Source organism: Pedobacter sp. GR22-6 (assembly GCF_037402555.1).
GTDB lineage: Bacteria > Bacteroidota > Bacteroidia > Sphingobacteriales > Sphingobacteriaceae > Pedobacter.
The window spans coordinates 207166-229157 of record NZ_JBBEUC010000001.1; the positions used below are offsets into that span (position 1 = coordinate 207166).

At 41.3% G+C, this 21992-nt stretch carries 23 protein-coding genes; 17 read left to right on the top strand and 6 right to left on the bottom strand.

The genetic code is table 11. The annotated features are described in order from the left end of the window. The first annotated feature begins 358 nt into the window (after positions 1-358). From WAE59_RS00850 to WAE59_RS00870, 5 genes are all read left to right on the top strand, one after another. A complete protein-coding gene (locus tag WAE59_RS00850) occupies positions 359-1687 on the top strand; it encodes a cytochrome ubiquinol oxidase subunit I (protein WP_337854025.1) in 1329 nt (442 codons plus the stop codon). After that, positions 1684-2700, top strand: coding sequence for a cytochrome d ubiquinol oxidase subunit II (locus WAE59_RS00855; protein WP_337854026.1), 1017 nt, complete (start codon positions 1684-1686; stop codon positions 2698-2700). Before WAE59_RS00850 ends, WAE59_RS00855 begins: the two co-directional genes overlap by 4 nt. 85 nt (positions 2701-2785) lie before the next feature. Beyond that, the gene (locus tag WAE59_RS00860; protein ID WP_337854027.1) at positions 2786-3205 is read left to right on the top strand and encodes a hypothetical protein; all 420 of its coding nucleotides are present in this window, start codon (positions 2786-2788) and stop codon (positions 3203-3205) included. A gap of 251 nt (positions 3206-3456) precedes the next feature. Next, complete coding sequence (locus WAE59_RS00865; protein WP_337854028.1) at positions 3457-4344, top strand: hypothetical protein; 888 nt, start codon at positions 3457-3459, stop codon at positions 4342-4344. A 53-nt stretch (positions 4345-4397) separates the two neighbouring features. Beyond that, the gene (locus tag WAE59_RS00870; RefSeq protein WP_337854029.1) at positions 4398-7211 is read left to right on the top strand and encodes an outer membrane beta-barrel protein; all 2814 of its coding nucleotides are present in this window, start codon (positions 4398-4400) and stop codon (positions 7209-7211) included. An 87-nt stretch (positions 7212-7298) separates the two neighbouring features. Here WAE59_RS00870 and WAE59_RS00875 read toward each other — a convergent pair whose 3' ends face one another. The 3 genes from WAE59_RS00875 to WAE59_RS00885 all read right to left on the bottom strand — a co-directional run bounded on the left by WAE59_RS00875 (position 7299) and on the right by WAE59_RS00885 (position 10775). Next, positions 7299-8474 carry a cytochrome c3 family protein gene (locus WAE59_RS00875; RefSeq protein WP_337854030.1) on the bottom strand — a complete coding sequence of 392 codons (1176 nt, stop codon included), beginning with the start codon at positions 8472-8474 and terminating at the stop codon, positions 7299-7301. A 111-nt stretch (positions 8475-8585) separates the two neighbouring features. Further along, positions 8586-8915, bottom strand: coding sequence for a DUF3276 family protein (locus tag WAE59_RS00880; RefSeq protein WP_337854031.1), 330 nt, complete (start codon positions 8913-8915; stop codon positions 8586-8588). Between the two features lie 69 nt (positions 8916-8984). Beyond that, positions 8985-10775 carry an ABC transporter ATP-binding protein gene (locus WAE59_RS00885; RefSeq protein WP_337854032.1) on the bottom strand — a complete coding sequence of 597 codons (1791 nt, stop codon included), beginning with the start codon at positions 10773-10775 and terminating at the stop codon, positions 8985-8987. 111 nt (positions 10776-10886) lie between these two features. On the opposite strand from WAE59_RS00885, the gene WAE59_RS00890 reads away from it, so the two are divergent. From WAE59_RS00890 to WAE59_RS00930, 9 genes are all read left to right on the top strand, one after another. Continuing rightward, on the top strand, positions 10887-11975 hold the full coding sequence (locus WAE59_RS00890) for a Glu/Leu/Phe/Val family dehydrogenase (RefSeq protein ID WP_337854033.1): 1089 nt from the start codon (positions 10887-10889) through the stop codon (positions 11973-11975). Between the two features lie 33 nt (positions 11976-12008). Next, entirely contained in the window at positions 12009-12959 is a 951-nt protein-coding gene (gene nusB, locus WAE59_RS00895; protein ID WP_443147238.1) for a transcription antitermination factor NusB, read from the top strand. Between the two features lie 11 nt (positions 12960-12970). After that, entirely contained in the window at positions 12971-13423 is a 453-nt protein-coding gene (locus tag WAE59_RS00900) for a DUF1573 domain-containing protein (RefSeq protein WP_337854035.1), read from the top strand. Positions 13424-13440: 17 nt separating this feature from the next. Continuing rightward, positions 13441-13785: a preprotein translocase subunit YajC gene (gene yajC, locus WAE59_RS00905; protein ID WP_337854036.1), complete on the top strand. Its 345-nt coding sequence runs from the start codon at positions 13441-13443 to the stop codon at positions 13783-13785. Between the two features lie 150 nt (positions 13786-13935). Beyond that, positions 13936-14817, top strand: coding sequence for a YbbR-like domain-containing protein (locus tag WAE59_RS00910; RefSeq protein WP_337854037.1), 882 nt, complete (start codon positions 13936-13938; stop codon positions 14815-14817). Beyond that, the gene (coaE, locus tag WAE59_RS00915) at positions 14817-15413 is read left to right on the top strand and encodes a dephospho-CoA kinase (protein ID WP_337854038.1); all 597 of its coding nucleotides are present in this window, start codon (positions 14817-14819) and stop codon (positions 15411-15413) included. The genes WAE59_RS00910 and coaE overlap by 1 nt, the downstream gene beginning before the upstream one ends. Continuing rightward, positions 15413-16354, top strand: a complete 942-nt coding sequence (locus WAE59_RS00920; RefSeq protein WP_337854039.1) for an MBL fold metallo-hydrolase — start codon at positions 15413-15415, stop codon at positions 16352-16354. Before coaE ends, WAE59_RS00920 begins: the two co-directional genes overlap by 1 nt. Then, entirely contained in the window at positions 16354-16524 is a 171-nt protein-coding gene (locus tag WAE59_RS00925) for a DUF5522 domain-containing protein (RefSeq protein WP_337854040.1), read from the top strand. Before WAE59_RS00920 ends, WAE59_RS00925 begins: the two co-directional genes overlap by 1 nt. A gap of 3 nt (positions 16525-16527) precedes the next feature. After that, positions 16528-16977 (top strand): MarR family winged helix-turn-helix transcriptional regulator, encoded by a 450-nt coding sequence (locus WAE59_RS00930; protein WP_337854041.1) that lies wholly within the window; start codon positions 16528-16530, stop codon positions 16975-16977. Between the two features lie 6 nt (positions 16978-16983). Here WAE59_RS00930 and WAE59_RS00935 read toward each other — a convergent pair whose 3' ends face one another. The 3 genes from WAE59_RS00935 to WAE59_RS00945 are packed head-to-tail and all read right to left on the bottom strand — an operon-like array spanning position 16984 to position 19015. Then, the gene (locus WAE59_RS00935; protein WP_337854042.1) at positions 16984-17724 is read right to left on the bottom strand and encodes a ZIP family metal transporter; all 741 of its coding nucleotides are present in this window, start codon (positions 17722-17724) and stop codon (positions 16984-16986) included. Next, positions 17724-18287 (bottom strand): phosphatase PAP2 family protein, encoded by a 564-nt coding sequence (locus WAE59_RS00940; protein WP_337854043.1) that lies wholly within the window; start codon positions 18285-18287, stop codon positions 17724-17726. The genes WAE59_RS00935 and WAE59_RS00940 overlap by 1 nt, the downstream gene beginning before the upstream one ends. Next, a complete protein-coding gene (locus tag WAE59_RS00945; protein ID WP_337854044.1) occupies positions 18284-19015 on the bottom strand; it encodes a class I SAM-dependent methyltransferase in 732 nt (243 codons plus the stop codon). Before WAE59_RS00945 ends, WAE59_RS00940 begins: the two co-directional genes overlap by 4 nt. Before the next feature lie 149 nt (positions 19016-19164). Here WAE59_RS00945 and glmM point away from each other — a divergent pair, with 149 nt between their 5' ends. From glmM to WAE59_RS00960, 3 genes are all read left to right on the top strand, one after another. Further along, entirely contained in the window at positions 19165-20553 is a 1389-nt protein-coding gene (gene glmM, locus WAE59_RS00950) for a phosphoglucosamine mutase (RefSeq protein ID WP_337854045.1), read from the top strand. An 8-nt stretch (positions 20554-20561) separates the two neighbouring features. Continuing rightward, a complete protein-coding gene (locus WAE59_RS00955) occupies positions 20562-21710 on the top strand; it encodes a cysteine desulfurase family protein (RefSeq protein WP_337854046.1) in 1149 nt (382 codons plus the stop codon). Between the two features lie 71 nt (positions 21711-21781). Beyond that, on the top strand, positions 21782-21988 hold the full coding sequence (locus tag WAE59_RS00960; protein ID WP_337854047.1) for a hypothetical protein: 207 nt from the start codon (positions 21782-21784) through the stop codon (positions 21986-21988). Positions 21989-21992: the final 4 nt, after the last annotated feature.

Consider the following 21992-nt stretch of genomic DNA (forward strand, 5'->3'; position numbering starts at 1 on the left):
CTACTTTCGGCTCTTCCGGTAGCGGCTGGTTTAGTTTTTTCTTTTTGCATTGAACATTACTTAGGAGAAACATCAACAGAAGGGCTGAGCGGCTTGATTGATATAGATTCATGTTTTTCAATTTGACAGGTGAATAAATTACGGGTCAAATTTATTTTTTATTTCTATAAAAGCAAATTTTTATTTCTAATATGTTATTTTTAATTTCTTTGTTTGATAATTAATAATTTTGTGAGCTAATAATGAAATTTGATTTTTTTTACGGAAAGCTGTTTAAAAAATGAATTAAAAAGGAGTTTGATGTCCAATAATGCCGTATTTTTATGGCATTATTTAATGGTTCCAACACGTTTATCCTATGGACGATTTTCTAGCTGCACGTCTGCAAATGGCCTTTTCCCTGGGCTTTCACATCATATTTGCCTGTATTGGAATGGTAATGCCCTTTTTCATGTGTGTTGCACATTTTTATTGGTTGAAAACTAAAAAAACGGTGTACCTGGATGTGACGAAGGCCTGGACAAAAGGAGTAGCTATTTTTTTTGCAACAGGGGCAGTTTCGGGGACAGTACTTTCATTCGAACTTGGCTTACTATGGCCTAAATTTATGGAGCACGCAGGACCGATATTTGGAATGCCTTTTTCTTTAGAAGGTACGGCTTTTTTCATAGAGGCAATTGCCTTGGGTTTTTATTTGTATGGCTGGAATAAATTCAATCGCTGGTTTCATTGGTTTACGGGAGTGATTGTTGGAATCAGTGGCCTTTTATCCGGAATACTTGTAGTTGCGGCGAATGCCTGGATGAACAGTCCTTCAGGATTTGATTATGTCAATGGCGAATACCTGAATGTCGACCCACTGAAGGCAATGTTCAACGAGGCTTGGTTTTCACAATCGCTACACATGTGTGTAGCCGCTTTTGTGTCTACAGGATTTGCAGTTGCGGGTGTTCATGCACTGATGATCCTGAGGGGCAGGAATGTGGCATTTCACAATAAGGCATTTAAAATTGCTGCCATATTTGCAACAATTGCAGCCTGTCTTCAGCCTTTAAGCGGCGATATTTCTGCTAAGGATGTAGCCAGGCGCCAACCTGAAAAACTGGCTGCAATGGAAGCGCATTTTCATACGGAAAGAGGGGCAGCGTTGATCATAGGTGGTATTCCCGACACAGTTCAGCAGCGTGTAGACTATGCCATTAAAATACCAAAGTTGCTCAGTTTTATGGCAACAGGGGATTTAAATGCTGAAGTGAAGGGATTAAGTGAATTTCCAAAGGCCGATCAGCCGCCGGTTGCCATTACGCATTATGCCTTCCAGATTATGGTAGGTTTTGGTATGGTGATGGTGTTAATTGCTTTATTGTATTTCCTTGCTTTATGGAGGAAGAGAAAATGGCTGGAACAGCGCTGGCTGCTGAAGCTTTTTGTCGCAGCTATTCCAATGGGATTCATTGCGCTGGAGGCTGGTTGGACTGTAACTGAAGTGGGCAGGCAGCCCTGGATCATCAGGGGAGTGATGCGTACGGCGGATGCAGTGACACCTATGCCAGGGATTGCTTATTCCTTCTACCTGTTTACTGCTGTCTATGTTTCACTGGCAATAATCGTTAGCTTGTTGCTTTACAGACAAATTACCATGGTTGGTAAATTATACGATTCCTCAATCCAAAAGCCTTTGTCATGATTTACGTTGTCATTGTTTTTCTATGGGCCGCTATCCTCTTATATATTCTGCTTGGCGGAGCAGATTTTGGTGCTGGAATCATTGAGCTGATGACGGCGAAATCCAACAAATCGAGAACGCGAAAGACCATGTACAAAGCCATTGGTCCAATATGGGAAGCCAATCATATGTGGTTGATCATTGCCATTGTGATCCTGTTCGTAGGATTTCCAAAGATCTATACCACTGTTTCGGTATATCTGCATATTCCACTCGTTTGTATGTTACTTGGGATCATTGCCAGAGGTACTGCATTTGTATTCCGGAATTATGATGCAGTCAAAGATGAGATGCAAAATATCTATACACCCATATTTGTATACTCTAGTTTGATTACACCCTTTTTTCTGGGCGTAATCGCTGCAAGTTCGGTGTCGGGGCGGATAGACCCGCAGGCGACAGACTTTCTGTCTGCGTATGTTTTCAGTTGGCTAAACTGGTTTTCCGTAGCTATTGGTGTTTTTACGGTGAGTATCTGTGGGTATCTTGCGACTATCTTTATCATTGGTCAGACCGAAAATGAATCAGACAGAAATCATTTTGTAAGAAAAGCCTATCGTGCCATTATGGTTGTAATGCTCTGCGGAGCACTGGTTTTTATATCTGCCTATATTGACAATATTCCATTGGTATTGTGGATTTTTGGAGATGCACCAGGTGTGATTGCCATATTTGCAGCAAGCATTTCATTACTGGTGATGTTGCCAGCCCTGAACCGCAATAAACCGATCTTACTACGGCTGCTGGCGGGTTTTCAGGTAACGATGATCTTATTTGCTGCCACTTATACACATTTTCCAGATATTGTATTGCTCAAAGGTGGAAATAACCTGTCATTACTCACACACCAGGGACAGGCTAAAACCATTGCTTCATTAGGTTACGCATTGTTGATTGGAAGTATATTTATTTTACCTGCATTGATTTATCTGATTTATAGTTTCCAGAATAAGCAGGAGGAGATTAAAAAGTAATTTTGGACAAGATGCCTGGCTTAGCTGAAATAGTTGAAACAAAAGGAGGACTTCATTCCTTTTTAGGCTATAACTTAGAAACATCATGGACAGATTGATCATAGAAGCTACGCTTGAAGACGTAAATGAAATATTCTTATCGAAAAATGTTGAGGCGGTAAGCCCTGAACCAACATTAATATTGGGATTCAAAGCCCTCAACATGGACCAAATCATCCGTGCTTTTGCTGAACTCAGGAAAATAGCGGAACAGCACCCAATCGACCTTGTCATTTGCAAAACCATGGTAAGTGGAATCTATGACCTGGAGATCAAAACTGATGGACTGGATGAGCCGGTACGGATTATGAATAAATCTATTAGCAGTGAAATTCTGGGAGAAATCGAAGACCAGATTGGCAGAAATGAATATATTGCATTGGGCACCAATGTCTCGGAACAACAGAACTGGATTCCAATTCAGCTCACCCATATCAAGGATTGCGAAAGCAATCATCACGTTTAATTGTAACAATTTAGTTGAGTTGAGTCCTGTGCGAGGCCCGATTTGAACTCTATGTCATCCTGCAGATGATGATAAGAAGTTCGAATCGGGCTTCTGAGTGTAACAAATACACATCACAATGGCTAAGACAGTGAATTTTGTCTTTAATTCGCGAAAGATTAGCCAAATAAAACTTTGATAGCCCAATTAAACCTAAACCTATTTGGAGAGTCTTAAACCGAAAGCAACGAGAAATTCATTTTAGTATAATTATGAAAGCAAGATCCTTAAAAATTACATTCAGCACATTGTTATTGAGTAGCTGTGTACTGGTCACACAGGCTCAGAAGGTAACCGAATTACAAGAGGTAAGCATTACTGCACCTCACGCTGTTAAAATAGATGGTAAGAATTTTGAATGGAAAGCGACAGATTTTTCTGTGAGCAAAAGAACCAGTCTTTCTTACATTATTAGTAACGATGAAAAAAATCTTTACCTGGTTGTGAAGTCGACCGATGCGGCAAACAACCGTAAGATTCTAGCCGGAGGAATTACTTTCTCTGTAAATCCGGACGGAAAGAAAAAAGAAAAGGAAAGCATCAGCCTGACCTATCCTGTGATCCATTTTCAAAGACCTGGTGGAAACAGAGGTGGGGGTATGGTATCAATGAGAGTAGGAGGCGGAGGTTTCGGTGGTGGCGGTAATCAAATGACTACCAAACAGAGAGACTCTGCAATGGCCGCGATGATGAAAACGCAGCTGGCGGGTGCAAAAGAAATCAGACTTGTAGGCTTCAAGAAGACAACAGATTCATTGGTTTCTATTTACAATACATCGGGGATTAAAGCTTTTGCTACTATAGATGCTGAAAATGGCTATTTCTACGAAATGTCTATTCCATTGGAGGAACTTGGCCTTACACCTACATCAACAAAGGAATTTGCGTATAACATCAAGCTTAGCGGATTACAAATACCAGGATTTGATGGTCCAGGTGGTGGTGGCGGCGGTCGCGGTGGCTTTGGTGGCTTTGGTGGCGGTGGCGGCGGTCGTGGAGGATTCGGTGGCGGCGGTGGCGGCGGCATGGACTTTCAGGCGATGATGAGCCCTACTGATTTTTGGGGTAAATATATTTTGTCACAGCTGAAGCCCCAGTAAAAAGCTTAACAACACACACACACACACAAATAAACCAAATACACAACACACAAATGAACTATTTTTCCAAGGCTTTAAAGCTCGCGGTATTACTGTGCGTCATGATTATCGGCGCGCAGAACTCTTTCGCGCAGCAGCCAGCTAAAACACCACCACCACCTTTACCAAGCCGCGAAGTCAGCGGTATTGTTAAGGATAGCACAGATCTAGGGGTTATCGGGGCTACTGTCTCTTTGACTTCTGATAAGGATACTTTAAAGACATCGACCAACAACGACGGTATATTTGTATTCAAAAATGTAAAGTCTGCGACTTATACCATTGTTGTTCAAAGTATAGGATATACCACAACTGCACCAATGCGTTTCAAGCAAAATGACCTGCTTCCCCGAATCGTAATGGATCCTATCATGATGAAGGAAGAGAAAAATACCTTGAATACCGTAGTAATTAATGGAACACCTTCTATAACCTACAAAACAGATACTGTAGAGTATAAAGCCAGCGATTATGTGGTGAGAAAAAATGCTTCGGTTGATGAATTGTTGAAAAAGATGGAAGGTATGGAAGTAGGCACAGATGGAAGCCTGGTTCATAATGGAGAAAGCGTCTTGCGGGCGAAGGTGAATGGAAAGGAATTTTTGGGAGGAGATGTTGCTAATGCAATTAAAAATCTTCCCGCCGAAATTGTCGATAAGATTCAGATTGTGGACGATTATGGTGACCAAGCTGCTAGGACCGGCGTTAAGGATGGCGATCCACAGAAAATATTAAATATTACGACGAGAACTGATAAGTCTGTAGGAAATATAGTTAGACTAAATGGCTCGGCTGGTAACAATGATCGCTATGAGGCGGGGATCAATGGTACAAGAATAAACCAAAATCAAACTATCGGGGTAGACGCGAAATACAGAAACACCGTAAACGGGGTAGGTGGAGGGGGTACTGGAGGCACCACAACTACCGGCGAAGCTTCTTTCAGTATCCGTGACAAGATTGGAAAGAAAGTCAATTACAATGTCAACTATAAATATGATTCCAGAGATGAGCTCAACTTAACCAGTAGTTTTTCAAAGTCGGTGACTAATCTACGTAACATTCTTAAACTAAGTTACGATTCACTGGTGAATACATTCACCACTCGGGGTAGTAGAAGGAATAACGATTCCAGAGGACACAATTTCAGAGCAGAAATTGAGATTGATCTCGATAGTAACGATTATATGAGTTTTAAGCCATCAATTAATTTCAGTTCTTCATCCAATAATTCAGTAGATACCTCTTATCAGACAGGATATAGACATCAATACCAAATTGGTGCAAATTCTTCGAGTAACAAAAGCCCGCAATTGGGCATGGTTATTGGTTATCAGCATAGGTTCGATAAGCCCCGCAGGAACTTCTTTGCTGAGGGAGAAGTTAGAACAAATAACCGCGACAATGATTCAGACCAGGATATTGCGATCAGGTATTTCTTGAATGAAGACGAGTCTGCTTTCCGCGATTCTCTTGTTTATAGGTTAAGGCTTAACAAAAATTTAAGTACAACTTATAGGGGAAGTATGACCTACGTTGAGCCACTGGGAACGAATACTCAGGTCGAATTAAATGCGCAGATCAATTATAACGGTTATGATAATAATGCAACCACTAGAAACCGTGTCAATGGTGGGGTTTCCAGAGTCATAGATTCATTGAGTAACATTTTTAATTATTCCTTTACACAGGCGCGATTTGCTTTAAATTTCAGGTATGGAATGAGTAGTACATCCAGGATTCGATTTTCAGCAGGTATTACTGCAGTCCCGGCATTGCTGTCCGGTACTAAAGTAAGTTTGGGTACCACCACCCGCAGAACCAGCTTCAACATGATTCCTATCGCCAGGATGGAATATTTGTGGTCTAGACAACATAAGATTTCCCTGAATTATTCTGGAAATGCATCGGAACCCACATTTGATCAGATTCAACCCGTGCGTGACGTGACCAATCCCAACAATCCAGTGATTGGAAATCCCGATCTTAAGGCTCGGTTTGTACATACCATAAGGTCAGAATATAACAACTATATTGCTAATGCCAAATTAAATTACTCCGTAAATGTCAATGCTTCATTCAATCAAAATGATGTGATTTCAAGTTCCATTGATATTATCGACCCCAACGTTCCAGTATTGCCTGGTCAGACGCCGGTTAGAATCCGGGAAACAAGGTTTATTAATATGGATGGTGTATATAGAATTGGTGGAAATTACAATATTAGTAAGCAATTGAGCAATAGAAAATACAATCTGGCTTTTAGTGGTTCTGCTAATTACAATCATAGGATTACCATGAATAATGGGGAGCAGAATATCAATGTGGTTAAGAATTTCAGAGAAAGCTTTGGACCGAGAATGAATCCAACGGACTGGTTTGAAATCAACCCATATATTTCCTATAATCAGGAGACTTCTGAAAACTCCGTTCTTAAGAATCAATCTGAAACGAATACCTTAGCTTTTAATGTCGATGGTAGGGTGTTTTTTCTGAAGAGCTGGATATTCAGTTACGAGGCAAGAAAGAATTATGTAAGCGGTATTAACGCAAATATCACGAATAATCCATTTGTGATCAATGCAACCCTGGAAAAGGAACTGTTTGATAGAAGAGGAAAAGTGACCCTTCAAGCCTTTGACGTATTGAATCAGAACAACTTTGTAAATCGGGATGTCAATGATAGTGGAGGGTATACCGATACCAAATCAAATGCAATAAGCCGCTTCTTTATGGTCGGGTTAACTGTTCGTTTACAGAAATGGTCTGGAGCTCAGGGTAGAGGGGGACGTGATATCAGACGTCGTGGTGATGGCAGCTTTATGTAAACCTCTTTTTTCTTAAAGGAATAGATTAACGATAAAATCCGTATTTGGGTAAAACCAAATACGGATTTATCTTTTAAAACCTTTAGATTACTGATAAATTTTAATCAGGTGGCTGCGTAATTGGTAAGGACTTAGTTCAGACTTTCCTGCCATTTGGAAACTGATTACTTTGGAAGCTTGCTTAGGCATGTGGCAATCAATGCAATTGGTTTTTACCATAGCATTGCTTAACGTCTGCTCACTATGTTTAACCGTAGCATGGCAACTCATACATTTTTTTGAGTAGGCAGTCAGGCTTCCTTTAGTCTGATCGTGAACACTGTGGCAGGTAGAGCAATCCAGTTGCTGACTTTTTGTGTAGCACTGACTTGAGGAAAGCATTTGATACTGCTGTCCATGTACGTCAGGATCGGCTACTGTTTCTGCGAAATTGCTGCCGTAATCTTCAAGTTTATCACCAGGCCTGAAACCGAAAGTAGACTTCATCGTCATGTCACTTCCGGAGTGACAGATTGCACAGGCATCCACTTTTTGTTTGCGACTCAGGGACTGGTATTTCACTACATATTTAGCAGTCTTTGCTTCTGGCGTTTTCGTGTGAAATTCAACATGCTTGGCAGAAGGGCCATGACATCTTTCACAGTTGATGCCATATACTAATGAACCTTTAACCAGTTCCTCCGATAGTATAAGGCCTCCCTCTTCCTTTACGGTTTGTTTGGCTTGGGAAGCGTGGCATTCCAGACATCGTGAAGTAATCACACGGCCAAAATGGATTTTGTTATAAGGATAACCAGGGCTATTTGCCCAGCTGTTGATACTTGCAAAATAAGAAAGCTGCATTTGGTAGAGACGGTTTTCATTCCAGGAACCATAGGTAATGGCGTTTTTTCCTGCTCCGATAGCTACATCAAATCGTCTTGAAAATTCCGGAATTCCATCCAGGTAAACTGTTTGATACATTCCGCTGTCCTTATCTTCCACTGCAATTTTGAAGTGTTCATCAAATTCATAAGTTTTAGAAGCCAGATGATTTCCATTTAGTAAATCCTTTTTTTCAATTGATGCAGAGGCTCGGGAATGCGGATCTACTAAAAATGCATCATAAACTTTCTTGTGGCATTTGATGCAGGTTTGGGTACCTGAATATGTGCTGTCTGTCGCTGTAAACTCAGTTTCCTCGCTATTCATGCATTGAGAAAATGAGAAAACCAGTGCGACAATGGAGGTGAGGATGAGTATTAAGCGTTTGGTTCCTTTCATTATTTTGCCCTATTCAATATCGAAGATAACCTAAAATCAGCTTCCTTGCTTATCGGATATAAAAAAAGCCCTGTCTACTTTTTGTAAACAGGGCTTTTTAAAGTATATTTTCTAAAATGAAAAATCGTCGTTTTGAAGTCTGCTGGGTACACCTTCGTGGTTCTCAGAATATTCGTAGCGTTTCTCTACCACTTCCTGATGGTTTTTGATGTATTCAACAGTTTCATTTAACCCTTCAGCAAATTTTTCAAAGTCTTCTTTGTATAAAAAGATCTTATGCTTTACAAAAACTCCATCTTCCAGTCTTTTCTTACTTTCAGTCAAGGTTAAGTAGTAATCTCCTGATCTAGTTGCTTTAACGTCGAAAAAATAAGTTCTTTTACCAGCTCTTACTTTCTTTGAAAAAACCTCTTCTCTCTCTTTGTTGTCAAATTCTCCCATGGTTGCTATAGCTCTTGGTTTTGGTTCGGGTAAATATAAAGGAATAATTGTTAAAGTTCAAAATAGAAATCATATAGATTTGCTTTCTTCTTCAAGCAATTGATTCTGATACATTTCCGTGTAGGTACCCGACAGTTTCAGCAGTTCTTCATGGTTGCCTTCTTCGATAATTTTTCCTTGATCCATGACCAGTATTTTATCGGCATTCTTGATCGTCGAAATGCGATGCGCAATGAGGATGCTGGTTTTGCCGTTCATGACGCGCCCGAGGTTATTCAAGATCTCTTCTTCAGTTCTTGTATCCACAGCAGACAGGCAATCATCGAAGATCAGCACTTTCGGCTCTTTGATCAGGGCACGTGCAATGGAAACGCGCTGCTTCTGTCCGCCCGAGAGCGTGATCCCTCTTTCACCGAGCATGGTTTGGAATTGATGTTCAAAGTCCAAAATGTTTTGGTAAACAGCAGCATTTTTTGCCGCTTCCTCGACTTGTTGTTCCGTAACAATATCCATTCCGAAGCCAATATTATTTCTTATGGTATCTGAAAATAGAAACACTTCCTGAGGCACAAAGCCGATTTGGTCGCGATAACTTTGCATGTTCAGTTCCTTTATAGGAATATTGTCTACACTAATCTGACCTTCATCTGCATCATACATGCGCATGATCAGATTGGCCAATGTAGATTTACCAGAACCTGTACGGCCAATAATAGCGACGAACTGACCTTTTTTAATTTCAAAACTGACTTCCTGAATGGCTGTAATTCCGGTATCCGGATAGGTGAAGCTCACATTTTCAAAGCGGATATTGCCCGAGATAGTATGCTTCACGTTTTCCTCGTTTTTGATATCGGGCTGTAGTTCCAGAAACTCGTTGATTCTTTTCTGAGATGCTGCTGCCCTTTGAATCAAGGTAGTCACCCATCCCAGCATAGAAACGGGAAAAGTGAGTTGATTGACGTACACAATGAATTCTGCAATGTTCCCGGAAGTAATAGAGCCATTGATTACCTGTTTTCCTCCAACAAAAATGGTGAGGATGGTACTTAGGCCAACCAGCAGAATCATGGTCGGATAAAAAAGTGCCTGTACTTTGACCAGACCCATGGCATTTTCTCTGTATTCCTGGCTTTCTTTGGCAAAGATGGCTTTTGTATATTCTTCACGGACATAGGACTTGATCACACGGATGCCAGAGAACCGTTCCTGTACGAAGCTGGACAATTTAGAGAGTTGCTCCTGGATCTGTTCGCTTCTCTGATTAATCAAAGTATTGACAAAGTAAATGGTAATAACAAGCACCGGCAGTGGTAGCAGACAAAAAATAGCCAGGGTTGCATTTACCGAAAACATGGCATAGATTACCAAGGCAAATAGGACAGCTGTATTGATCGCGTACATGATTGCAGGTCCTACGTACATACGCACCCTGTTTACATCTTCAGTGGCCCTGTTCATCAGATCACCGGTATTGTTCCTGCGGTAGAAGCCAAGGCTTAGGCGTTGGTAATGTGCGTAAATCTCATTCTTCATATCGTATTCGATGTGCCTGGACATGAGGATGATTGTTTGTCGCATAAAGAATAGGAATAGTCCCCTGAGTAAGTAAAGAATTAACACCAGTGCCCCAAAATACAACAAACTGTAACTGAAGATATCGTAGATGATTTCTCTTCGTTCAAATCCTTCAAAAAGAACATATAGCTGTATATTTTCAGTGATGAGATTAAAAGCGTGTCCAATCACCTGAGCGGGTATTACACCGAATATGTTGGAGACGATGACAAAGAAAACCCCGGGAATGATTCGCCATTTATATTTGTAAAAGTATTTGTTTAAGTAGCGGAGGTGTTTCATGGGCTGGTAAAGTTAGACAAACGGGGATAATTTTTTTAAAGAATTGGTTAATACTAGGTAAAATAATGTTTTTTTGACTAGTTTTGCGGCTTATCTGATAAACTAATTGATATGTCTGATAATAGCGCCGCAGTGAATTCCGTCTTAGATCAAATTGGAGCCTCAGGGCATAAGAAAGTTGTGTTTTGCAACGATCCGGATACTGGTCTGAAAGCAATAATTGCCATTCATGATACTACCTTGGGCCCGGCTATTGGTGGGACAAGAATGTGGGGATATTCTGGAGAGGCGGAGGCATTGGAAGATGTTTTGAGGCTATCCAGAGCCATGACTTACAAGGCGGCAATTACTGGCTTAAATCTAGGCGGCGGTAATGCTGTCATTATTGGCGATTCCAGAAAAGGAAAATCGGAAGCGATGATGCGCAGTTATGGCAGGTTTATCAAAAACTTAAACGGAGAATTTATTACAGCCGAGGATGTAGGTACGAATACCAAAGACATGGAGTACATCCGTATGGAAACACAGCATGTAACCGGTGTACCTGAATCCCTGGGCGGAGCAGGAGATCCTTCGCCTACAACGGCAAAAGGGGTTTTTCTTGGAATCAAAGCTTGTGTAAAAGAGGTTTTTGGTACTGATATGTTAGCAGGCCGTTCAGTGGTTGTACAAGGCATCGGTAATGTTGGGGAGCATCTTGTAGAATTGCTGAGAGCTGAAAATGTCGAAGTATACATTAGTGACATTGACGAAGAACGGTTACAACATGTAGCACGTACGTATAAAGCTAAGCCGATTGCTGCCGATAAGATTTTTGGGATCAATGCTGACATTTATGCGCCCTGTGCACTTGGAGCAACTGTCAATTCCAAGACCATAGAAAAAATGAAATTTGCCATCATTGCAGGTTCCGCCAATAACCAGCTCGCTGATGAACAGGTGCATGGAAAAATGCTGTTGGATAAAGGCATTCTCTTTGCTCCGGATTACCTGATTAATGCAGGAGGTTTAATCAGTTGCTATTCAGAGTTGACCGGTTTCGGTAAAAAAAGGACAATGCAGCTCACAGAAAATATATATAATGCTACACGAGATGTGATTAAAATGTCTAAAAAAGACAATATCCCTACGGTTTGGGCAGCCAATCGCATCGCAGAACAAAGAATCATCGACATCAAAAAAATAAAATCATCATTTTAATCACCAGGTAATTTACCACTCGTTCTTACATTCATGTTAAACAGAAGGCACTTAAGAATTAAAGCTTTGCAAAACATTTTTGCATGGCACATGACAGACAAAAGAGAGCTCGCCTCCGCGAAGAAGGCGCTGATGCTCAGCATAGATAATGTCTATGAGATGTACATTTGGATGCTCTCCCTATTGGTAGAGGTCACCGAATATACCAGTATTGACGCCATTGAAAGGGCTAATAAGCACCTGCCAACGGCAGAGGACTTGAATCCCAATATGAAACTGTTAAACAATAAGTTTACAGTGACATTAAAGGCCAATCCCGATTTCAATGCAGCAGTACATAAATACAAGATCAACTGGATGGCTGATCCTGAATTTGTAAAAGCGATCTTCAACACCCTGAAGGTCACTCCGGAATATGCCGCTTATCTGGCCGATGAGGACAATAGCCTCGAAGAATCCAAAACTATCATCAAGTATATCTTTAGAAAAGTAATCCTGAAAAGTCACAACATTATCCAGGCATTTGAAGATAAATTTATCAACTGGTCTGTAGATAAAGAAGTGATGCAGGGGATGGTGGCCAAGACCTTAAAAAATTTTACTTCCGAAGATCCATTTGCTAATAAACTGACTCCAATCAGTCAGGATTGGGAAGAGGACAGCAAGTTTGTGGAAGACCTCTTTGCCTACACCCTAAGAAATGACAAAGACTATCAGGCTTTGATTGCCGACCGGACTAAGAACTGGGAGTCAGAACGTATTGCCCTAATGGATACCATTTTGATGAAAATGGCCATTTGCGAATTGCTGAATTTCCCATCTATCCCTGTCAAAGTTACAATTAATGAATACCTCGATCTGTCAAAAGATTACAGTACGCCGAAAAGTAATTCATTTATTAACGGTATCTTGGACAAAATCATGGGCGATCTGAAAAGAACGAACAGCATTACAAAAATCGGTCGTGGACTTATAGAAGAATAATTATTAATCAGATGAAAAAAACTTTGTTAGTGGCATTAGCAGCGTTGACCTTTGCTTCGTGCCAACAGAACACTTCAAAAAATACAGATGCTGAGCTGAGTATGGCTTCATCTGCTGCTCCTGCTGAAGCAATCAAGCCTGGCGATGCCGCAGTAATCAGCTTTGATAACCTCAATTACAACTTTGGTACCATCACACAAGGAGAGCGTGTAAGCTATTCTTATAAATTTAAGAATACCGGGAAAAGCCCGCTGATTATTACCAACGCAGAGGCGAGCTGCGGTTGTACTGTTCCTGAGGTTCCAAAGGAGCCCATCAAACCGGGAGCGGAGAGCGAGATCAAAGTAGTATTCAATAGTGAAGGTAAGATGGGGGTAGTGGATAAACAGGTCACAGTTACATCTAACGGAGTACCTAATGTTATCGCATTGCACTTGACAGGAGAAATTAAGGAACGTCAATAATTTAATTAAACAATAGTATGATATCAACAATAATTTTGCAAGCCGCAGGTGGTGGAAATATGATCGGTACACTGGTACCAATGGTATTGATCATGATCGTGTTTTATTTTTTCATGATCAGACCTCAGGTTAAGAAAGCAAAAGACCATAAGAAATTAGTAGGAGAACTTAAAAAAGGAGATAAAATCGTAACTACCGCAGGTATTCACGGAAGGATTGTCGATATGAATGAAACGACTTTTCTGATAGAAGTTGAAGGCGGAACAAAAATCCGTTTTGATAAAACCGCTATTTCTCTGGACGCAACTAAAGCAGCTGTACCGAAAGTAGAAACTCCGAAAATCGATACTACAAAGGCCTAGACCTTTTCAGCGATTTACTATAAAAGCCGCTTCAGTATTTGGAGCGGCTTTTTTGTTTTAGTAAGTTTGCCTACCTTACCCATTATGCCGTTTATTAAACTCACGAAAATAGAGCGCAAACGCATCCTTGTTTTAATTACCTGTTTATTGATGGCAATTGGAGCATGGCTGTTTCTTGCTTTGAACAATAAATATGTGTACACGGCTAAAACGGTATTGGTTTACAAGAACTTTCCACAGAAACGTGCCTTTCATGCTTTGCAATCAGATACGGTAGATCTTCAGGTAGAAGGGACAGGCTGGCAATTGCTATTTGCCAGGTTGAGGATCAAGCCGCAGTCAATCAGTATCAGTCTGGAGAAATTGAACAACAGGAACTACATTCTTTTCTCGGAACAGCTGTTTCAGGTAAACCGGCAATTGGAAACCTCCCAGAATATTATCTCTGTACGTCCGGATACACTTTATTTCGATTTTTCTGAAAGAACTGTGAAAAGAGTCCCTGTTCGATTGGTTTCTAATTTCACCTTTGGCAGGCAATTCGACGTTTCCAGTGATATAGAGATTATTCCCGAATATGTTACTTTGTCCGGGCCAGAGGAGGAGCTCACGAAGATCAAAGAATGGCCTACTGATACGTTGACATTGAAAAATATGCAAAACACTACCGGAGCACGTGTTGCTATGGCCCAAAATAAGTTAAAAAATGTAAATATTTTCCCTACCAGTGCTGAAATAAAGGTGCCGGTAGATGAATTTACGGAGAAAACAGTCGAACTGCCACTCACAGTGGTTGGCAACAAGGAGTACTATAGCATCAAATTATATCCTAAAAAAGTGAAAGTGACTTTCCTCGTGGCTTTGTCAAAATATCAGCAGATCAATGAGAATTTTATGGATGCTGTAGTCGATCTGGCTGAATGGAAAAATTTAAACCACAGTCAGCTACGTGTGAAACTGCTCCGATTTCCAGATCATTGCAAATTGGTCAGGATTTCTCCCGAGAAGGTAGACTTTATCATAGAAAAATAATGCTTAAAATAGGAATTACAGGTGGAATTGGAAGTGGAAAGACCACTGTGTGTAAGATTTTTGAAACGCTAGGTATTCCCGTATTTTATGCAGATACAGCCGCGAAAAATATAATGATGAGCGACACAATGCTCATCGAAGGAGTCCGTGAGGCTTTTGGAAGGGATAGTTATTTTGATGATGGAAGATTAAATAATAAACACATTGCATCCATTGTATTTAATAATGAAAGTGAACTATCGAGGCTTAATGCTCTGGTACATCCAGCGGTTTTTCGTGCCTACGATGCATGGACTGCTCAGCTGCCCATTGGCACTTCATACGCCCTGAAAGAAGCAGCATTACTCTTTGAGAGTGGTTCTTACCAAACATCCGATAAAAATATTCTCGTAACTGCACCACTTGAATTGAAACTGGCGAGGGTAATGCGACGGGATAGCGTAAGTGCCGATCAGGTAAGGGCACGCATGGACAAACAATTTACAGATGAGCAGAAGCAAAAAATGGCAGATTACCTGGTCAGTAATAACGAAATAAATTCTTTGATAGATCAGGTGCTGAAACTACATCACCTCTTCCTAAATTTAGCACAATAATGATATTGGACGATTTTATAGTGATCGATAAAATCGGTCTGTTTTGCAGTTATGGTAATTTCTACCTGGATCCAAAAGAGCCCGTAAACCACGCTGTAATTTCCCATGCACACGGTGATCACGCTGTGGGAGGTAATAAGGAAGTTTATTGCACAGAGGCGACTTCGCTGTTCATGCTGCACCGCTATAGGAAATTTGCTGCCGGTGAATTTCACGTTTATGGGTATCAGCAAGCTTTTATGCTCGGGGGTGTGAAGATCAGCTTTGTACCGGCGGGACATATGTTGGGCTCTGCAATGGTATTGATGGTATATCAAGGTGTGCGCTATTTATATACGGGCGATTATAAATTGCAGCCCGACAAAACCTGTGAAGCCATAGTCTTTGTGGAAGCGGATGTACTCATTACAGAAACAACTTTTGCTGATCCTGAAACCCGTCACCCTGTGGCCGAAGAGGAAATCTTAAACCTGAACAGTACCAATAATAATATTATGCTGGGCGCTTATGCTCTTGGTAAATGCCAGCGTCTGATCAGTTTAATGAATGAATATTGTCCACAAAAAAGGATATTAGTGCACCATAGTATGATGCCTTTTGTTAAGATTTATGAACAGCTGGACATCAGCCTGGGCAAGTATGAAATCTATGATAGAAAAGTGATGAAGAACCACCCGGAGCATATGGTTTACCTCGTCCCGCCTATGGTATTTCGAAGCTATCTGAAGGCAATAAATGTGGTCAGGGTATTTGCTTCCGGTTGGAAACACCTTCAAAATAACCGGGAACTGCAACTTTGTATCTCTGATCATGCCGATTGGAACGACATACTTTTTACCATTGGAAAGGTTAATCCAAAACAGGTATGGACCAATCATGGAAATGGAATGCAATTAAAAATGCACTATGAAAATAGTTTGGTAGTTAAATTGCTTAACTGATGGAACTGGGAGTAGACTATTATTTCAATGAAGATGGATTTATGGTTTTTACAGCGCATTATCACATAAAAAGGGGCTACTGTTGTAAGAATAAATGTAAGCACTGTCCGTGGGGCTTTGGCAGGCCAAAATTGAAAGATAGCCCACCAGAAGATCATAAAGAAAACTAAACGATGCAGCTGCAGAAAGAAATTCAAACCTCCGGATTTGAAAGTGGATATCAACAAGCAATTGTGAATGTAGTTTATACATCCAATTGGTGCAATGACCAACTCAAACAAGCTTTGATGCCCTATAATATCACTACACAACAGTTTAATGTGCTTAGGATTTTGAGGGGACAACATCCCAATCCCTGTACGATAAGCTTGTTGAAATCAAGAATACTGGATAAAATGTGTGATGCTTCCAGGATTGTAGATCGTCTGGTTCAGAAAGAGCTGGTGGTTAAAAGCATGAGTAAGGCAGACAAAAGGGCAGCGGACATCCTCATCACCGAACATGGCCTGGACCTGTTAAAACAGATGCAGGGAACTGTCGATCTTTCAGCACCTGTATCCAGTAATCTGACTATAGAAGAAGCAGAGCTCCTGAATAATTTATTGGATAAAATGAGGGGATAAGAGCGATCAGTGCATGTGTGCATGCCCGGAGCCTGAGCTAAAATATCCGATCAAGGCAATGCCTATTCCACACAATACAGCGATCATCTTGCGTTTGGTAACTTTGTGATCCACACTGGATTCGAACAGAATGGTGGTAGAGATGTGTAGGAAAATACCGATGACAATACCCATAATCCGGCTAAAGTATTGCTCAATACCACCAATACTTCCTGTACTGATTCCATAGCTGACATAGAAACCCAGGGGGGCCATGACAGCGAATAGTCCTATATATAGTATGATATTCCCGCGGTTAAAGTGGTTTTGCATCAGGATGCTCGCCAGTGCGAAAGCAGCAGGGATATGATGTAGTGCAATTCCAAAGATCAGGGCATTGTGCTGATCTTTCGCCAAAGGCATCCCTTCGAGAAAAGCATGAAGACAAAGGCTGATCATAATGCCATAAGGAAAAACACGTGCCCCATCATGATGTTTATGAATATGTCCATGTTCTACTCCTTCAGAAAACTGCTCCATTAATACCTGGAGCAAAAATCCGATCAGGATAAAAATTCCAATATCCTCATGATTCGGCCCGTGGTAAGCATCAGGGATAAGGTGCAGTACAGTGATGGCAAATAAATAGGCTCCACTGAAAGAAAGGATCAGTTTGAGCAATTGAGATTTATCACTTTTCACAAGGAAAATAGCAATTCCCCCAAGAAATGCGCTAAAAAATAGAATGAATATTTTCCAGAGTTCCATTATAATTCAGGTTGTAATGTTTTGTAAAGTTTACCCGTAAGTAGCCCGATTAGCGTACCCAAAACGGTACCGGTCATGACGTCTATGGGATAATGAACCCCCACATAAATCTGCGAGAAAGCAATGATAGATGCCCATGCGAGTCCGATCGGTAATACGGGCTTCCATTTAGGATAGAAGACGATGATCAGGAACACGGCTAGGGCAAAATGATTGGTGGCATGTGCCGAAGGGAAGCTGAATCCACTGCCACATGGTACCCGGTGAATGATGTCGTCTGCAAGGCTCAGCTCATTGCATGGGCGAAGACGGGCCACGAAAGGTTTGATGAGCCTTGATGCCAGCATGTCGCCAATGGCAAAAGTAAAGAGGACCATACCGACGATATACCATCCTTTTTTCTTGTATTCAATAAAAGAAAATACCACAATAAAGAGATAAAGCGGTGACCAGAAGAAACGATTGCGCATCAGGGGCAGCAACCAGTCGAAGAAAGGATTGGCCAGTCCCCTATGGATCTTCAGAAAGAGTTCTGCATCGAATTGCTGTAAACTCTCGATCATGCTTTTTTACAGATTAAGATCAAGCGGTCAGAATGCGTCTCATCGTATTCATCCAAACCGTAGCTGCCGAAGGTTTTTGAGATCTGCAAACCGCTTTTTTCGAGCATACGCTCAAAATCAGCTAGTGTAAAAGCTTGCACACGTTCCTCAAAGGCATAAGGTTTACCCCGGTGTTCAAAATTAATGTGTTTGATGATCTTTCCTTCCGAAACGAATTTGTGGAGGTGAAATTCTATGCCCTCTACAGTTTTGATCTCTTGTTGGGTGAGGTTCTTTAAAATTTTTTGGGTATTGAAATAGTCGAGTACAAGTACTCCATCTGCTTTAAGTCCTTTGCGAAAGGATTTTAAAGCATTTACATGGTCTTTTTCGGTCTCGAAGTAACCAAAACTGGTGAAGAGGTTCAGTGCAAAATCGAAATAATTGATAAAGGCCAGTTTACGCATGTCATGCACGAAAAAATGAAGGCTCTTTTGTTCAAACTGCTGTGCGTACTTGATGTTTTGCTCTGAAAGGTCTATCCCGGTCACATCATAACCTTTTTTGTTCAGGTAAATAGCGTGCCGGCCCCTTCCGCAGGCGATATCCAGGATCCTTGCATTTGCAGCTGGTTTTAGGTATGCAGAAAGATTGTCAATGAGGAACTCAGCTTCAGCATCATTACGCTGGCTGTACAAGATATGATAGAAGGGAGAGTTGAACCAATATTGAAACCATTTACGCTGCATAAAGCCAGTATTTTGATGTTTTAGGAATGGGCAAAGATAGTAATTTTACAATGTTGCATTTGCTTTTATAGCTATTCTCCATACATTTTTTAACAAAATGTTCGTAACTGATGCGCAGTTTATATAAGTTTGGAAAAAATCTGAAAAAATTGACACTAATAAAATCTATCTCTGGTATAAGGGGCACTATCGGCGGTATAGCTGGTAATGGCCTGACTCCTATCGACATCGTGAAATTTACAGCTGCCTATGGTTCTTGGGTAGTGGAAAAAACCAACAACAAAAAGATCGTATTGGGGCGCGATGCCCGGATTTCTGGTGAAATGGTGAATAACCTGGTCATCGGTACGCTTCAGGGTCTGGGCATTGAGGTAATTGATCTGGGATTATCTACCACACCTACTGTAGAAATTGCTGTTCCCATGGAACAGGCTGGCGGAGGGATTATCCTGACGGCAAGTCACAATCCTAAACAATGGAATGCTTTAAAATTGTTGAATGAAAAGGGTGAATTCATCAGTGATGCAGATGGGAAGGAAGTGCTGGATATCGCAGAACGCGCTGAATTTGAATTTGCTGAAGTAGACGCACTAGGTACGGTGACCAGCAATGACACTTACCTGCAAAAGCACATTGATGTGATTCTTAATCTTCCCCTGGTAGATGTGGAAGCCATCAGGGCAGCGAAATTCAAGATCGCAATAGATTGTGTGAATTCAACAGGAGGGATTTTCGTGCCGGCATTGTTAAAAGCGCTTGGTGTGGAGACAGTATATGAATTGTACTGTGAGCCAAACGGACATTTTCCACATAATCCCGAGCCACTTCCCGAAAACCTTACTGAGATCGCCAAAGTCGTACAAAGCAAAAATGCAGATCTGGGTATCGTAGTAGATCCCGATGTAGACCGTCTATGTTTTGTCAATGAAGACGGTAGCATGTTTGGTGAAGAGTATACCCTGGTTGCAGTTGCTGATTATATTTTGAAAAACACTCCTGGAAACACGGTATCTAATTTGTCATCTACGCGAGCTCTGAGGGATGTTACAGAGAAATCAGGAGGTACTTACAACGCTTCGGCTGTAGGGGAAGTCAATGTGGTGAACCAGATGAAAGCTACCAATGCAGTCATTGGAGGTGAAGGAAATGGTGGGATTATCTATCCTGAACTGCACTACGGCCGCGATGCACTTGTAGGGATTGCCTTGTTCCTGACACACCTGGCCAAGTTTGGTAAATCCATTTCTGTATTGCGTGCGAGTTATCCGGAATACCATATTTCTAAAAATAAAATTACCCTGACCCCGGAAATGGACATCGATGCCCTGCTGATCAAAGTTCAGGAGCGTTACAAAGATCAGCCCAATACCACAATTGACGGTTTGAAGATAGAATTTGATAAACAATGGGTACATTTGCGCAGGTCTAATACCGAACCTATTATTCGTATATACAGCGAAGCAAGCACAGAGACAGTTGCGGAGAACCTTGCTTCAAAGATTATTTCGGACATCAAAGAAATATTAAAACTGACTTAGTAAAAAAAATGAACAGGATTTATTTAGACAACGCGGCGACGACCCCTTTGGATCCGGCCGTCATCACCGAAATGGTGGGCGTGATGAACACCTATTATGGTAACCCATCTTCTATACATGCGCAGGGACGGGAAGTCCGTACGCTGATTGAAAAAGCCAGAAAGACAGTCGCCGGACTTTTAAATGCTACTCCTGCCGAAATTTTCTTTACTTCCGGAGGAACGGAAGCCGATAATACCGCCATCCGTTGTGGTATTGCAGCCTATAGCATCAAACATGCCATTACCTCAAAAATAGAACACCATGCAGTAGAGCATACCCTGACGATGCTATTGAAGCAGGGCGTGATTGATAAACTGAGTTTTGTCAATGTAGACAGCAAAGGGAATATTGATTTAGAGCACCTGGAAGAACTATTGAAAACCAATGAGCGTTCTTTTGTTTCGCTGATGCATGCCAATAATGAATTGGGTACGCTGACAGATATGGAAAGGGTAGGAGAGCTCTGCGAAACCTATGATGCCATCTACCATTGTGATACTGTACAGACTATGGGGCATTATGTACATGACGTACGCAAATTGAAAGCACACTTTATTGTTTGCGCAGCACACAAGTTACATGGACCGAAAGGTGTGGGTTTTTTATTTGTAAATCACAACATTAAGATCAGTCCTATGATCTTTGGTGGGGCGCAGGAACGTAACATGCGGGGAGGAACGGAGAATGTATACGGTATCGTAGGTTTAGCGAAAGCATTGGAGCTGGCTTATGCTGAAATGTCAGCGCATCAAGTGCACATTCAGGAACTAAAATCTTACCTGATTGATAAATTGAGCAATGAAATTCCCGACCTGTTCTTCAATGGAGAAATAGCTCCGGAAAAGAGTCTCTATACAGTATTGAATGTGTCTTTTCCGGCAATGGATATGGCAGACATGCTGTTGTTCAACCTGGATATTAATGGTATTTCTGCCTCAGGTGGCAGCGCATGCTCATCCGGGTCCAACATTGGGTCACATGTGCTGACCGGTATTGGTGCTGATCCAAACAGGCCTTCTGTAAGGTTCTCCTTTAGTAAATACAATACGAAAGAAGAGCTGGATTTCGTGGTGGATAAAGTGAAGCAGATTGTGAGTCAAAATGTACCTGCTTAAGCTTTTTTAAACAATATTGCTGCTTGTCATGTTCTATAGTGGAATTCAATTTTTTACTTAACCTATGAATCATGAGCAGTTTGAATAAAGAAAATCAGGAAGAGAAAAAAAAGACGGTCATTAAAGAGACCGATTATAACAAAGAAAATGAGACGAGCGGAGAAACTTCATCTGTCTCAGATCTCGACAGGTCGGGATTTACCAAGAAAACGGGCCGCAGTCATAAACCACTGGGAGCCAGTCATGAGCCAGGCGCCACACCCGGAACGGAAATTTGATCGT

Coding starts and splice junctions, on each gene's coding strand:
- WAE59_RS00850 (WP_337854025.1), top strand. CDS start 359: ATGGACGATTTTCTAGCTGCACGTCTGCAAATGGCCTTTTCCCTGGGC.
- WAE59_RS00855 (WP_337854026.1), top strand. CDS start 1,684: ATGATTTACGTTGTCATTGTTTTTCTATGGGCCGCTATCCTCTTATAT.
- WAE59_RS00860 (WP_337854027.1), top strand. CDS start 2,786: ATGGACAGATTGATCATAGAAGCTACGCTTGAAGACGTAAATGAAATA.
- WAE59_RS00865 (WP_337854028.1), top strand. CDS start 3,457: ATGAAAGCAAGATCCTTAAAAATTACATTCAGCACATTGTTATTGAGT.
- WAE59_RS00870 (WP_337854029.1), top strand. CDS start 4,398: ATGAACTATTTTTCCAAGGCTTTAAAGCTCGCGGTATTACTGTGCGTC.
- WAE59_RS00875 (WP_337854030.1), bottom strand. CDS start 8,474: ATGAAAGGAACCAAACGCTTAATACTCATCCTCACCTCCATTGTCGCA.
- WAE59_RS00880 (WP_337854031.1), bottom strand. CDS start 8,915: ATGGGAGAATTTGACAACAAAGAGAGAGAAGAGGTTTTTTCAAAGAAA.
- WAE59_RS00885 (WP_337854032.1), bottom strand. CDS start 10,775: ATGAAACACCTCCGCTACTTAAACAAATACTTTTACAAATATAAATGG.
- WAE59_RS00890 (WP_337854033.1), top strand. CDS start 10,887: ATGTCTGATAATAGCGCCGCAGTGAATTCCGTCTTAGATCAAATTGGA.
- nusB (WP_443147238.1), top strand. CDS start 12,009: ATGTTAAACAGAAGGCACTTAAGAATTAAAGCTTTGCAAAACATTTTT.
- WAE59_RS00900 (WP_337854035.1), top strand. CDS start 12,971: ATGAAAAAAACTTTGTTAGTGGCATTAGCAGCGTTGACCTTTGCTTCG.
- yajC (WP_337854036.1), top strand. CDS start 13,441: ATGATATCAACAATAATTTTGCAAGCCGCAGGTGGTGGAAATATGATC.
- WAE59_RS00910 (WP_337854037.1), top strand. CDS start 13,936: ATGGCAATTGGAGCATGGCTGTTTCTTGCTTTGAACAATAAATATGTG.
- coaE (WP_337854038.1), top strand. CDS start 14,817: ATGCTTAAAATAGGAATTACAGGTGGAATTGGAAGTGGAAAGACCACT.
- WAE59_RS00920 (WP_337854039.1), top strand. CDS start 15,413: ATGATATTGGACGATTTTATAGTGATCGATAAAATCGGTCTGTTTTGC.
- WAE59_RS00925 (WP_337854040.1), top strand. CDS start 16,354: ATGGAACTGGGAGTAGACTATTATTTCAATGAAGATGGATTTATGGTT.
- WAE59_RS00930 (WP_337854041.1), top strand. CDS start 16,528: ATGCAGCTGCAGAAAGAAATTCAAACCTCCGGATTTGAAAGTGGATAT.
- WAE59_RS00935 (WP_337854042.1), bottom strand. CDS start 17,724: ATGGAACTCTGGAAAATATTCATTCTATTTTTTAGCGCATTTCTTGGG.
- WAE59_RS00940 (WP_337854043.1), bottom strand. CDS start 18,287: ATGATCGAGAGTTTACAGCAATTCGATGCAGAACTCTTTCTGAAGATC.
- WAE59_RS00945 (WP_337854044.1), bottom strand. CDS start 19,015: ATGCAGCGTAAATGGTTTCAATATTGGTTCAACTCTCCCTTCTATCAT.
- WAE59_RS00955 (WP_337854046.1), top strand. CDS start 20,562: ATGAACAGGATTTATTTAGACAACGCGGCGACGACCCCTTTGGATCCG.
- WAE59_RS00960 (WP_337854047.1), top strand. CDS start 21,782: ATGAGCAGTTTGAATAAAGAAAATCAGGAAGAGAAAAAAAAGACGGTC.